Here is a 12,680-nt window from a genome sequence, read left to right as displayed (position 1 = left end):
CTTGTCATTTGCTGGTCCTCAGGCGCGGGTCCAGTACGTCGCGCAGGCCGTCGCCGAGCAGGTTGAAGCCGAGGATCGAGGTGGCGATCGCGAGGCCGGGGAAAGTCGTCATCCACCATTCGCCGCTGATGATGTAGCCGCGGCCGTCGGAGATCAGCACGCCCCACTCCGGGTCCGGCGGCTGGGCGCCGAGGCCGATGAAGCTGAGCGAGGCGGCGGTCAGGATCGCGTACCCCATGCCGAGGGTGGCGCGGACCAGGATCGGCGCCAGCGCGTTCGGCACGATGTGCCGGATCAGGATGCTCCGGGCCGGCAGGCCGATCGCGTGCCCGGCCTCGACGAAGTCGCGCTCCCGCAGCGACAGCGTCTGGCCGTGCACGATCCGGGCGAACTCCGGAATCCCGACGATGCCGACGGCAACCATCGCGCTGACCATGCCGGGTCCCATCGCGGCCGCGATCGCCATCGCCAGGACCAGCGACGGGAACGCCAGCAGCATGTCCATCAGCCGCATCACCAGGCCGCCGGCGCGGCCGCGGACGAACCCCGCGAAAGCACCCAGCGGTACGCCGATCAGCAGCGAGATGGCGATCGCGATCAGCCCGGTCCAGAGCGAGATCCGGCCGCCGGCCAGTACCCGGGAGAGCAGGTCGCGGCCGAAGTTGTCGGTACCGAACGGGTGCGCGAGGGTCGGGCCCTGGAGCAGGCCGCCCACGCCCGGCTGGGTCGCGCCGTACGGGAGCAGGTCCGCGAACACGGCACCGAGCGTCCAGAGCGCGATGAACACCAGCCCGACGACCGCCAGCTTGTTCCGGAGCAACAGCCGCAGCGTGGTCTGTGGTTTCAGCACCGGCTGTGTTGTCTCGGCCTTCTCGGCTGTCTGGGGTTCAGGAACGGTCTCAGGCATCGGCGATCCTCGGGTCCAGGCGGGCGTTGACGAGGTCGACGAGCAGGTTCGCCGCCAGGTAGACGACGGCCGCGACGAGCGTGAAGGCCTGCACCGGCGCGTAGTCGGTGGCCAGTACGGACTGCACTACGTACGAGCCGATGCCGGGCCAGGTGAACACGGTCTCGGTGATCACCGCGCCGCCCATCAACTGTCCGAACTGCAGCCCGGAGATGGTGACGATGACCGGAGCCGCGTTCCGCAGCGCGTGCTTGAGCGTGACGACCGACGGTTTCAGTCCCTTCGACACCGCCGTCCGCACGTAGTCCTGGCCGATCACCTCGAGCATCGCGGACCGCGTCATCCGCGCGATGATCGCGGTACTGCCGGTGGCCAGGCAGAGCGCCGGCCAGATGATGTGCGACAGCGACGACCGCAGCGCGACCAGGTCGCCGGTCATCAGCGAGTCGAGGATGTACAGCCCGGTGATGTGGGTCGGCGGGTGGACGCCCTCGGACACCCGCCCGAGCGGCGCCGGCGCCCAGCCGAGCTTGTTGTAGAAGACGACGATCACCATCAGGCCGAGCCAGAACAGCGGCATCGACGCGCCGAGCAGCGAGAACACCCGCCCGGCGTGGTCGACCGGCCGGTCCCGGCGGGTCGCGCTGACGACGCCGAGCGGTACGCCCGCGAGCAGCGCGATCACCAGCGCGACCAGCGCGAGCTCGACGGTCGCGGGCAGCCGGGAGGCGAAGTCGGAGGCCACGCTGTGACCGGTGTGCCAGGCGTACCCGAGGTTGCCGTGCAGGAGGTCGGAGAAGTACTGGACCAGCTGGACGTGCAGCGGCTTGTCCAGCCCCATCTCGGTCCGGATCTTCGCCACCACACTCGGGTCGGCCTGGTCGCCGGCCAGCGTCCGGGCCGGATCGCCGGGCAGCACCCGGGTGAGCACGAAGATGCACACCACGACGCCGATCAGCGCGGGCACCATCGCGAACACGCGGCGCAGGACGAGGTTCATGCCGAAGACATTCGGGGTTAAGGCGCGCCAGCTGCAACGACTTCCCGTTATCTGAGAGACCAATTCAATAATCGGGCCGGAACGACTACGGTTCTCGGTGTGAACGACGACGCACAATCACCGTTGCAGACGGTCGACCGGGCGCTGCAGGTACTGATCTCGTACTCCGAGCGGCGCCGGGACTGGGGCGTGATGGAGTTGTCGGACGAGCTCGGGATCGACAAGTCCTCGGCGCAACGGCTGCTCGCGGCGCTCGCGTTCCGCGGCTTCCTGCGGCCGGATCCGATCACCCGCCGGTACAGCCTGGGGCCGACGATGTGGCGGATGGCGGCGCTCTGGGAGCGCACCGGCGGGCTCGCCGCGCTCGCCGACGGCGTCCTCGAACGGCTCGCCCGCGACACCGACCGGACCACCACGTTCACCATCCCGGACGGGTTCCACGTCCGCTGTATCGCGGCCGTCGACGGTGGCGGCGGTCCGCTCCGCGGTCATCCGCTGGTCGGCGACCTGTACCCGGCCCATGCCGGCGCGACCTCGCGGGCGTACTTCGCCTTCCTGGACCGCAACGAGCGCCGGGCACTGCTGTCCGGCCGCCCGTTTGCCCGGTTCACCGATCTGACCGAGGTGGACGAGGCCGCGCTGGAGCGGAGCTTCGAGGAGGCCGTGCAGACCGGTTGGGCGTTCTCCGACGGCGAGTACGACGCGGCCACCCGGGCGATCGCCGCCCCGGTCCGGCTCGGCCGCCGCCCGATCGGCTCGCTGACCGTCGCCGAGGGCAAGAACGAGGACCTGCCCGGCGACATCCGGGACCAGGTCCCGCGGTTGCTGGAGGCAACCGAAGAACTGAGCAACCTGCTCGCCCACCGCACGCCCGCGGCCCGCCGCCGCTGACCCTTGGGGACCTCTGTGGAACTGCTTCTGCTCTCGAACTCCGCCACGCACGGACAGCCGTTCCTGGCGCACGCGCTCGACGCGCTTCGCGACGTGCTGACCGGCGTCGACGAGGTGGTGTTCGTACCGTACGCGCTCGCCGACCACGACGGGTACACCGCGACCGTACGGTCCGCGCTGGAGCCACTCGGCGTACGCGTGATCGGAGCGCACTCCGCGGCGCCGGCGCTGGAATCGGCGCAGGCGATCTTCGTCGGCGGTGGGAACACGTTCCGGCTGGTGAAGACGCTGCACGACAGCGGTGAGCTCGCGGTGATCCGGTCGCGCGTTCGCGGCGGGACGCCGTACATCGGGTCGAGTGCCGGGACGAACCTCGCCGGGCCGACGCTGCGTACGAGCAACGACATGCCGATCGTGCAGCCGCCGTCGTTCGAGACGCTCGGTCTGGTGCCGTTCCAGCTCAACCCGCACTATCTCGACCCGGACCCCACCTCCACGCACCAGGGCGAGACGCGGGAGAAGCGGATCACCGAGTTCCTGGAGGAGAACGACGTGCCGGTGCTCGGCATCCGCGAAGGCACCTGGCTGCGGTTGCACGACGACAGGCTGGTGCTCGGCGGTCTGCCGGCCGGGGCACGGCTGTTCCGGCGGGGCGTGGCGCCGACGGAGATCGCGACCGGTACAGACCTGTCCGAGTTGCTGACGGTCACGCCCCGGTTCGACGTACACCCGTAGTGCCTAGACTGCCGGTGTTGGTTGTTCCGGTGGCTCTCGGGAGGAACTTGTGCCAGACCGTATACAGACCATTGCGTACCCGGCGCCCGGGTCGCGGCCGTCGCGGCGGGATCTGGAGCCGCTGGCGCCGCATGTGATCGTGCTGTTCGGTGCCACCGGTGATCTGGCCAAGCGCAAACTGCTGCCCGGGTTGGCGTACCTGCAGCAGTCCAAGTTCGCGCCGGACGTGCGGATCATCGGGACGGCCACCGATGACCTGACCGTCGACGAGTTCCGGGAGCGGGCCCGCAAGGCGGTCGAGACGTTCGGTACGCACAAGATCAGCGACGACGAGTGGGCGCAGTTCGCGGAGCGGATCGACTACGTACCGGTGACCGCCGGGCCGGAGGCGCTGGCGACCGCGGTCAAGGCCGCCGAGGAACTGCTCGGCCCGGACACCCGCCGGCTGCACTACCTGTCGGTGCCACCGAAGGCGGCCCAGGCGGTGATCGCGATGCTGCGCGACGCCGGTCTGGTCGAGCGCGCCCGGGTGGTGATGGAGAAGCCGTTCGGTGACGACCTGGCCGGCGCGATCAAGCTGAACGACTTCGTCCACGAAACCTTCGACGAGTCGCAGATCTTCCGGATCGACCACTTCCTCGGCAAGGAAGCGGCGCTGAACATCCTCGCGTTCCGGTTCGCGAACGGCCTGTTCGAGCCGATCTGGAACCGGAACTTCATCGACCACGTCCAGATCGACATCCCGGAATCGCTCGGCCTGGACCAGCGCGCCACCTTCTACGAGCCGACCGGCGCGTTCAAGGACATGGTCGTCACGCACCTGATGCAGGTGATGTCGTTCGTCGCGATGGAGCCGCCGACCGCCCTGGAACCGCGGGCGATCTCGGAGGAGAAGAACAAGGTCTTCCGTTCGATGCTGCCGCTCGACCCCAGCTGCGTGGTCCGCGGGCAGTACTCCGGGTACCGGCACGAGGAGGGCGTCGCGCCGGACTCGGACACCGAGACGTTCATCGCGCTCAAGGTCGAGATCGACAACTGGCGCTGGGCCGGCGTCCCGTTCTTCCTGCGTACCGGCAAGAAGATGGCCGAGGGTCAGCGGATCATCTCGATCGCCTTCAAGGAGGCGCCGAAGACGATGTTCCCGGCCGGCTCCGGCGTCGGCTCCGAAGGACCGGACCACCTGACCTTCGACCTGGCCGACTCGTCCCGGGTTTCGCTGTCGTTCTACGGCAAGCGCCCCGGGCCGGGGATGCGGCTGGAGAAGCTGTCGATGCAGTTCTCCACCCAGGAGACGGCCGGCGCGGCGGACGTACTGGAGGCGTACGAGCGGCTGATCCTGGACGCGATGCGCGGTGACCACACGCTGTTCACCACGGCCGAAGGCATCGAGTCGCTGTGGGATCGCTCCGCGCCGCTGCTGGACGACCCGCCGCCGGCCAAGCCGTACCAGGCCGGGACGTGGGGTCCGAACGCGATCCACCAGCTGATCGCGCCGCGGGCGTGGCGGTTGCCGTTCGAGCGGGAGTGGCGGGAGTAGTGCGCGAGATTATCGTGATCGGGATCGGCGCCGGCGATCCCGAGCAGGTCACCATGCAGGCGGTGTCGGCGCTGCGGCGGGTCGACGTGTTCTTCGTACTGGACAAGGGCGAGGTCAAGCAGGAGCTGGTCGACCTCCGGTCGGAGATCCTGCGCCGGTACGCGAAGGACCATCGGGTCGTCGTCGGCAAGGACCCGGAGCGGGACCGCGGTACGCCCGCGTACGTCGAGGCCGTCGACGACTGGCGGCGGCGGCGGGCCGATGTCTGCGCGGACCTGATCGCGACCGAACTCGGCACGGACCAGGTCGGCGCGTTCCTGGTCTGGGGCGACCCGTCGCTGTACGACAGCACGCTGGCGATCCTGGACGACATCCAGGCCCGCGGCGAGCTGAGCTTCGAGGTCGAGGTGATCCCCGGCATCAGCAGCGTTTCGACGCTGGCCGCCCGGCACCGGGTCGGCCTGAACCAGGTCGGCCGCCCGATCCACATCACCACCGGCCGCCGCCTCGCCGCCGGCTGGCCCACCGACGCCGACGACGTCGTCGTCATGCTCGACGCCCAAACCGCCTTCACCGAACACCTCGACCAGGACGCCACCATCTACTGGGGCGCCTACCTCGGCACCGCCGACGAACTACTGGTCTCCGGCCCCCTCCGCGAGGTCGCCCCGGAAATCGAGAAGTTGCGCGCCGAGGCCCGCGAACGCAAGGGCTGGATCATGGACACCTACCTACTACGCCGGAGCGAAGCAAAGGCATAGACCAAAGGTGTAGGTGGGCTGGTCTTCGGATCGAGGCGGGGATCCGGGTCGGTGGGCGAGGCTGCGGGTATGACTAAGAGACTGTTGGCGATGATCGCGGCCGCGGTGATTCCGGTTGGGGTGCTGGTGGTGGGCGCCGGGGCCGGCGAAGCGGCCCAGCCGGACGCCGCACAGCCGGACGCCGCACAGCCGGACGCCGCGCAGACAGATGCTGTGCGGACAGATGCTGTGCGGACCGGGCCGGTGCGGACTGATAAAGGGCTGGTGGCTGGTAAGGCGGTTGGGGAATCTGTCGTGTACGACGGGATTCCTTACGCGGCGCCGCCGGTCGGGGCGTTGCGGTGGAAGGCGCCGCAGGCCGCGCGGGCCTGGAGTGGCGTACGGGCGTCCGCGCTCGGGAATGTTTGCCCGCAGCAACCGAACCCGGAGGCGCCGAAGGGATCGGACGCCGAGGACTGCCTGTACCTGAACGTGACGACGCCCGCCAAGCCGTCCGTCAAGCCGCGGGCAGTGGTGGTGTGGATTCCCGGCGGTGGGTTCTTCTCCGGCGCCGGCAGCAGCTACGAGGCGTCGAAGTTCGCCGCCCGCGGTGACGTCGTGGTGGTGACGGTCAACTACCGCCTCGGCATCTTCGGCTTCTTCGGGTACCCGGGGCTGCCGGGCTCGGGCACGTTCGGTCTGCAGGATCAGCAGGCGGCACTGCGATGGGTGCAGCGCAACGCCGGCGCGTTCGGCGGCGACCCGCGGAACGTGACGGTCGCCGGTGAGTCCGCCGGCGGCATGAGCGTCTGCGCGCAACTGACCTCGCCGACTGCCACCGGCCTGTTCTCCAAGGCGATCATGCAGAGCGGGTCCTGCGCGTTCAACTGGGCCGACAACAGCCAGTACCCCGGTCAGGAGGCCGACTCCCCGTGGGTACCGGTCAGCCGAGTACAGGCGAACGGCAAGGACTGGGCGGCGAGCAAGAAGAGCGAGCTGGGGTGCAAGCCGGGCCAGTCGATGCTCCAGTGCCTCCGGTCGGTGCAGGCCGGCGCGCTGGTCGACGACATGCTCCAGTTCACCCAGATCGGGTACGGCGGTAGTGCGGTGGCGCCGTACAGCCCGGCGAAGGCAATGAAGGCCGGTCTGTTCCACCGGGTGCCGATGATCTCCGGGAACAACCACGACGAGGCAGACGGCTGGATGCCCGCGTTCGGTGAGATCAAGGACTACCCGAAGCTCGTTGCAGATATGGTCGGCACGACGAAGGCCGCACAGGTCCTGCAGCACTACCCGCTCTCCCGGTACGCGTCACCGACGGCGGCGTGGAGCGCTGTGACGACGGACCGGATCTGGTCGTGCACGCAGGTCGCGACAGATCAGCAGGCGGCCGGCAGGGTGCCGGTGTACGCGTATGAGTTCGCTGACAAGCACTCACCGATCGAAGGGCCCGGTCAGGGCGCCGCACATGCTACCGAGCTGCCGTACCTGTTCCGGCTCGGCGGCTACGACGTACCGCTGTCCGCGACGCAGCAGACGTTGTCGAACCAGATGATCGACTACTGGACGACGTTCGCCCGCACCGGCAACCCGAACGGACCGAACCGTCCGCACTGGTCCCCCACCGGCGCACGGTCGATCAGCGGCCTGTCACTCGCACCGACTGACCAGAGTGGCATTGGCCCGGTCAACCTCAGCGCTGAACACCAGTGCGACTTCTGGGCCGGTCTGGGCTCCTGACCAATCCGGTCCCGCGCGTACACCACGGTGTACGCGCGGGACCGGATTACTCCCCGCGACCGCCGTCGATCAACTCACGAAGCACGTCGAGCTGCCCAAGGTGCCGCGCGGATTCCTGCAGTACGTCGAGCAGCAACCGCTCCACCCGGACCGGGCCCTCTTTTCCTTCGACGAACGCGCTCCAGTCCGCCGCGCGCAACGTGGTCTGCGAGCGCTCCCACTCCGCGTCGTACGCCGCGACGATCGACGCGATCGTCTCGTCGGCGCCGACCCGGAACTCGTAGTCGTAGTCGTCGTCCCGCCACAGCGACGGCAGGTCCTGCCCGCCGATCGTCCGCTGGATGTGCTGCCGCTGCACCGCTGTCAGGTGCTTCACCAGGCCCAGCGGGCTCATCACCGGCGAACTCTTCAGCGGCGTCGCCCGCGCCTGGTGCTCGTCCAGACCTGCCAGCTTGTTCACCACGGTCGTCTGGATGAACTGGCAGAACCCGATTGTTGACTGAGGCAAATTCAGGTCGTCGCCCGGCCACGGCCGGTCCCTCGGTTCCATGCCCGCATCCTGCCAGTACGGGCCCGCAATCGCGGAAAAACGACGGGTTGGTCGCGGTCGACCGCAGTGTCGCGAAACCGCGAGCCGCGGGCGGTCGCGGACGGTTGCCTGGAGTCATGACTGTTCTGACAGAGGCACGGCCGGCCGTTCGCTGGTTCGGGGTCGGTGCCGTGACGCTAGGCATCTTCGCGATCGTCACCACCGAGATCCTCCCGATCGGCCTGCTCACCCCGATCGGCGCCGACTTCGCACTCACTCCCGGCCGGACCGGTTGGCTGATGACCATGCCCGGACTGGTCGCGGCGGTTGCCGCTCCGGTCGTCACGCTCGCGACAGCTCGTCTGGACCGCCGGCTGATGCTCTGCGCGCTTATGGTCCTGCTGGCCGCCGCCGGCTTCCTTGCAGCTGCCGCGCCGGTCTTCTGGCTTGAGCTGGTCGCCAGATTCTTCGTCGGACTGACTATCGGCGGCTTCTGGTCGATCGGCGCCGGTCTGGCCGGCCGACTGGTCCCGGAGCGCGCGGCTACCCGAGCGACTGCTGTCATCTTCTCGGCCGTGCCACTCGGTTCAGTGCTTGGCGTACCGGCTGGGACGTTCGTCGGTGAGCTGGTCGGCTGGCGTACGTCGTTCGCCGTGCTTGGCGTACTCGCGGTGATCGCCCTCGTCGCGCTACGTACGACCGTGCCGCCGCTTCCGCCGTTGCAGGTCACACGGGCGTCCGTACTGGGCAAGGCGCTCCGCGGCAGCCGCAACGCGCTCATCGTCACCTGTCTGATCGTCACAGCGCATTTCGCCACGTACACGTACGTAACGCCGTTCCTGCGCGACGTAGTGCGCCCGGAGCTGATCGGGCTGTTCCTGCTCGTCTACGGTGTGGCCGGGCTGATCGGCAACGTCATCGCCGGTCTGTACGCCGGGCGCAACCTGATCATCACCTTCACCGCCTGTGCTGCGCTGATCGCTACAGCGACGTTGCTGATGCCGGTCGTTGGGCGCAGTACGGGCGGTGCGTTGCTGTTGCTGGTGGTTTGGGGGCTCGGGTACGGCGGCGTACCGGTCTGCTCGATGAGCATGTTCGCTCAGGCTGCACCGGAGTCGCGAGAGGCGGCGACAGTGTGGTTCACCTCCTCGTTCCAGGCCGTGCTGTCGGCCGGCGCACTGCTCGGTGGGCTGGTGGTGGACGCGTGGTCGGTGCAGGTCGTCATGATGGCCGGTGGAGTCTGTGCGGTGCTGGCGGTCACGGTCCTGCTGTGGTCCAGAACACAGCAGGTTCCGGGCACGTAGCATCACCGCTGTGGCGAGAACAGAGGCCGACCGATGCCCTGGTGTGCTGGCAGTGCACCAGGCGGCTGACGGCGGGCTCGCACGAGTGCGAGTACCAGGTGGACGGCTGACCTGCTCGCAGCTCGACGTACTACGCGTAGCCGCTGCTGACCTAGGTGATGGACGTCTGGAGCTGACGTCGCGCGGCAACGTACAGCTCCGGGCACTCAAGGCAGCTGGTCCGCCGGAGCTCTCGCAGCGACTCTTCGCGGCCGGATTGCTCCCGTCGCTCGCCCACGAACGCGTACGCAACATCCTGGTGTCACCGCTCTCCGGCCTGGACGGACAGTCGGCGTACGACGTACTCCCGGTGGCTACTGCACTTGACCAGGCATTGTGCGGCCGTCCCGAGCTGGCTGAGCTACCAGGACGGTTCCTGTTCGCACTGGATGACGGGCGAGGCGACCTAGCCGACGTACGCGCCGATGTCGCGGTGCGCGCACTGGATGACCGGACTGCTCTGCTGGTCGTCGGGACCCGTGCCGTGCAGGTGGAGTGGACCGACGTACCTGACCTGATGCTGGCTGTCGCGGATGCCTTTCTGGCTGTTCGCGACCAGGAGTGGCGGATCGCGGAGGTCCCCGACGGCGAGCAGCTGATACTCAACCGGTTGGGGCTTGCGGCGGACGAGGTAGTGCCGATGACTGCCACGCGGTTGACCGCTGGGGTTCACGGAGCGGCCCTGGTCGTGACGGTGCCGCTGGGCAGTCTGACGCAGGAACAGGCCGGTGCGCTCAGCCAGGTGGGCAGTGAGGTCAGGGTGACGCCATGGCGTTCGGTGGTGGTACCTGCGAACAGCGCTGGGCTGGAGGACGTCGGGCTGGTGACCACACCCGACTCGGTCTGGGAGGGTGTCACGGCCTGCGCGGGTCAGCCGGGCTGTGCGAAGGCGCTGGCAGACGTACGTGGAGACGCTGCCCGGCTACTCCCTCAGCTCACGCGGCGAGGCCGGCGAGTACATCTGTCCGGCTGTGAGCGACGCTGCGGCAAACCAACTGGAGACAGCGTGGACGTGCTAGCTGTACCCGATGGATATCTGGTGAACGGGGAGCGGTTGTGAGTGACGAGTACGTGCGGGACGGCGCGGAGATCTACCGGCGGTCGTTTGCGACGATCCGGAGTGAGGCGGCACTGGACGGGCTGCCGGCGGACGTGGCGCAAGTAGCCGTTCGGATGATTCACGCGTGTGGGATGACCGACCTGGTCGCGGACCTGGCCTGGTCGCCCAACTCGGTGAAGAACGCGCGCGCCGCCCTGCAGAACGGCGCGCCGATCCTGTGCGACGCGCAGATGGTCGCCGCCGGCGTCACCCGCCGTCGGCTGCCGGCGGACAACGAGGTGATCTGCACCCTCCAGGACCCCCGCACCCCGGCCCTGGCGCACCAGCACCAGACCACCCGCAGCGCCGCCGCCGTCGATCTCTGGCTCGACCACCTCGACGGCGCGGTCGTTGCTATCGGCAACGCTCCGACCACGCTCTTCCGGCTGCTCGAGCTGATCGCCGCCGGCGCGCCACGTCCGGCGGCCGTACTCGGCATCCCGGTCGGCTTCATCGGCGCCGCCGAGTCCAAGGAGGCACTGGCAGCGAACCAGCTCGGCCTGGAGTACCTGGTGGTCCGCGGCCGCCGCGGCGGCAGCGCGATCACCGCCGCCGCCATCAACGCGATCGCGAGCGAGGAAGAGTGAGCGGCCGGTTGTGGGGCGTCGGTCTCGGCCCCGGTGACCCGGAGTTGGTGACGGTCAAAGCGGCTCGGTTGATCGGGGCCGCGGACGTGATCGCGTTTCACAGTGCGCGGCACGGGCGGAGCATCGCGCGATCGGTCGCCGCGCCGTACCTGACGCCTGGGCAGGTTGAAGAGCACCTGGTCTACCCGCTGACCACCGAGACCACTGATCATCCCGGTGGTTACCAAGGCGCGATGGACGACTTCTACGCCGACTGCGCCGCCCGCCTGGCCGCGCATCTCGACGCCGGGCGGGACGTGGTCGTCCTCGCGGAAGGCGATCCGCTGTTCTACGGCTCGTACATGCACATGCACAAACGTCTCGCCGACCGGTACCCGTGCGAGGTCGTGCCCGGCGTGACCTCGGTCAGCGCCGCGGCGGCGGTGCTCGGCCGCCCGTTGTGTGAGCGCGACGAGATCCTCACCGTACTGCCCGGCACGCTCCCGCCGGACGTACTCGCCGACCGGCTGCGCTCCACCGACGCGGCCGCGGTGATGAAGCTCGGGCGTACGTTCACCGGCGTCCGCGAAGCCTTCGAACTGGCCGGCCGGGCCGACGAGGCCTGGTACGTCGAACGCGCGACCACCGACGCCCAGCGCACCGCCCCACTCGCGGACGTCGACCCGGACGAGGTCCCGTACTTCTCCCTCGCCCTGCTGCCCAGCCCGATCAACAACACCTTCACGCCGCCGGCACCGCGGGACACCCAGGACGGCTCGGTGACAGTCGTCGGGCTCGGACCGGCCGGGCCGGAGTGGATGACCCCGGAGGTACGCGCCGCGATCGCCGGTGCCGACGACGTGATCGGCTACACCACGTACGTCGACCGGCTCCCGGACCGCGCCCGGCAGCGCAAGCACGGCTCGGACAACCGGGTCGAGTCCGAGCGGGCCGCGTTCGCGCTCGACCTGGCCCGCAAAGGCTCTGCCGTGGTCGTCGTGTCGTCCGGCGATCCGGGCGTGTTCGCGATGGCCAGCGCGGTCACCGAAGTCGCATCCGCCCCGGAGTACGCCGAGGTCGCCGTCCGCGTCCTGCCCGGGATGACCGCGGCGCAGGCCGTCGCGAGCCGGGTCGGGGCACCGCTCGGGCACGACTACTGCGTGCTGTCGCTGTCGGACCGGCTCAAGCCATGGGACGTGATCGCCCAGCGGCTGACCGCGGCCGCCGCGGCCGACCTCGCGATCGCGATCTACAACCCGGCGTCGAAGTCCCGGACCTGGCAGGTCGCCGCGACCCGCGACCTGCTGCTGGAGCACCGCGCCCCGGAAACCCCGGTCGTCGTCGGCCGTGACGTCGGCGGCCCGGCGGAAGCGATCACCGTGACAACACTGGCCGAACTCGACCCGGCAACCGTTGACATGCGCTGCCTGCTCCTGATCGGCTCGTCGCAGACCCGAACCGTGCCCCGCCCGGCCGGCCCGCTGGTCTTCACTCCGCGCCGCTACCCGGCGACGGTCCGTGATACCAGCCCAGGAGCCGGTTAAATCCGTCCATCGCCCGTGTCAGCCGGGCCCCGGACGGGTAGGGATCGCG

At 69.3% G+C, this 12,680-nt stretch carries 12 protein-coding genes; 9 read left to right on the top strand and 3 right to left on the bottom strand.

The annotated features are described in order from the left end of the window. Positions 1-4 precede the first annotated feature (4 nt). Positions 5-907 (bottom strand): ABC transporter permease, encoded by a 903-nt coding sequence (locus tag HDA44_RS00445; protein WP_184830414.1) that lies wholly within the window; start codon positions 905-907, stop codon positions 5-7. Beyond that, entirely contained in the window at positions 900-1,907 is a 1,008-nt protein-coding gene (locus HDA44_RS00440; protein ID WP_184830413.1) for an ABC transporter permease, read from the bottom strand. Before HDA44_RS00440 ends, HDA44_RS00445 begins: the two co-directional genes overlap by 8 nt. A gap of 99 nt (positions 1,908-2,006) precedes the next feature. Between HDA44_RS00440 and HDA44_RS00435 the strand changes: the two genes are divergently transcribed. The 5 genes from HDA44_RS00435 to HDA44_RS00415 all read left to right on the top strand — a co-directional run bounded on the left by HDA44_RS00435 (position 2,007) and on the right by HDA44_RS00415 (position 7,550). Next, positions 2,007-2,798, top strand: a complete 792-nt coding sequence (locus HDA44_RS00435) for an IclR family transcriptional regulator domain-containing protein (RefSeq protein WP_202887023.1) — start codon at positions 2,007-2,009, stop codon at positions 2,796-2,798. 15 nt (positions 2,799-2,813) lie between these two features. Next, the gene (gene pepE / locus HDA44_RS00430; RefSeq protein ID WP_184830412.1) at positions 2,814-3,533 is read left to right on the top strand and encodes a dipeptidase PepE; all 720 of its coding nucleotides are present in this window, start codon (positions 2,814-2,816) and stop codon (positions 3,531-3,533) included. A gap of 49 nt (positions 3,534-3,582) precedes the next feature. Further along, entirely contained in the window at positions 3,583-5,070 is a 1,488-nt protein-coding gene (gene zwf, locus HDA44_RS00425; RefSeq protein WP_184830411.1) for a glucose-6-phosphate dehydrogenase, read from the top strand. Then, positions 5,070-5,831, top strand: coding sequence for a precorrin-6A synthase (deacetylating) (gene cobF / locus HDA44_RS00420; RefSeq protein WP_184830410.1), 762 nt, complete (start codon positions 5,070-5,072; stop codon positions 5,829-5,831). The genes zwf and cobF overlap by 1 nt, the downstream gene beginning before the upstream one ends. Before the next feature lie 69 nt (positions 5,832-5,900). Next, positions 5,901-7,550, top strand: a complete 1,650-nt coding sequence (locus HDA44_RS00415) for a carboxylesterase/lipase family protein (RefSeq protein ID WP_184830409.1) — start codon at positions 5,901-5,903, stop codon at positions 7,548-7,550. Between the two features lie 46 nt (positions 7,551-7,596). Here the strand turns inward: HDA44_RS00415 and HDA44_RS00410 are convergent, their stop codons facing one another. Beyond that, positions 7,597-8,100: a DinB family protein gene (locus tag HDA44_RS00410; RefSeq protein ID WP_184830408.1), complete on the bottom strand. Its 504-nt coding sequence runs from the start codon at positions 8,098-8,100 to the stop codon at positions 7,597-7,599. Positions 8,101-8,216: 116 nt separating this feature from the next. On the opposite strand from HDA44_RS00410, the gene HDA44_RS00405 reads away from it, so the two are divergent. The 4 genes from HDA44_RS00405 to HDA44_RS00390 are packed head-to-tail and all read left to right on the top strand — an operon-like array spanning position 8,217 to position 12,631. Further along, positions 8,217-9,383, top strand: coding sequence for an MFS transporter (locus HDA44_RS00405; RefSeq protein ID WP_184830407.1), 1,167 nt, complete (start codon positions 8,217-8,219; stop codon positions 9,381-9,383). Positions 9,384-9,393: 10 nt separating this feature from the next. Next, positions 9,394-10,482 (top strand): precorrin-3B synthase, encoded by a 1,089-nt coding sequence (locus tag HDA44_RS00400; RefSeq protein ID WP_337905566.1) that lies wholly within the window; start codon positions 9,394-9,396, stop codon positions 10,480-10,482. Then, complete coding sequence (locus HDA44_RS00395) at positions 10,479-11,108, top strand: precorrin-8X methylmutase (RefSeq protein ID WP_184830406.1); 630 nt, start codon at positions 10,479-10,481, stop codon at positions 11,106-11,108. Before HDA44_RS00400 ends, HDA44_RS00395 begins: the two co-directional genes overlap by 4 nt. Continuing rightward, positions 11,105-12,631, top strand: coding sequence for a precorrin-2 C(20)-methyltransferase (locus HDA44_RS00390; protein WP_184830405.1), 1,527 nt, complete (start codon positions 11,105-11,107; stop codon positions 12,629-12,631). Before HDA44_RS00395 ends, HDA44_RS00390 begins: the two co-directional genes overlap by 4 nt. Positions 12,632-12,680 lie beyond the last annotated feature (49 nt).

The organism is Kribbella solani, from assembly GCF_014205295.1.
In the GTDB taxonomy this organism is placed as follows: Bacteria; Actinomycetota; Actinomycetes; order Propionibacteriales; family Kribbellaceae; genus Kribbella; species Kribbella solani.
The sequence above is the reverse complement of the archived record's forward strand: the minus strand, read 5'-3'. Positions and strand labels throughout refer to the sequence as shown.

Bases quoted from the DNA above. Each gene is read 5' to 3' on its own strand.
- HDA44_RS00445 (WP_184830414.1), bottom strand. From the start codon at position 907: ATGCCTGAGACCGTTCCTGAACCCCAGACAGCCGAGAAGGCCGAGACA.
- HDA44_RS00405 (WP_184830407.1), top strand. From the start codon at position 8,217: ATGACTGTTCTGACAGAGGCACGGCCGGCCGTTCGCTGGTTCGGGGTC.
- HDA44_RS00440 (WP_184830413.1), bottom strand. From the start codon at position 1,907: ATGAACCTCGTCCTGCGCCGCGTGTTCGCGATGGTGCCCGCGCTGATC.
- HDA44_RS00415 (WP_184830409.1), top strand. From the start codon at position 5,901: ATGACTAAGAGACTGTTGGCGATGATCGCGGCCGCGGTGATTCCGGTT.
- HDA44_RS00410 (WP_184830408.1), bottom strand. From the start codon at position 8,100: ATGGAACCGAGGGACCGGCCGTGGCCGGGCGACGACCTGAATTTGCCT.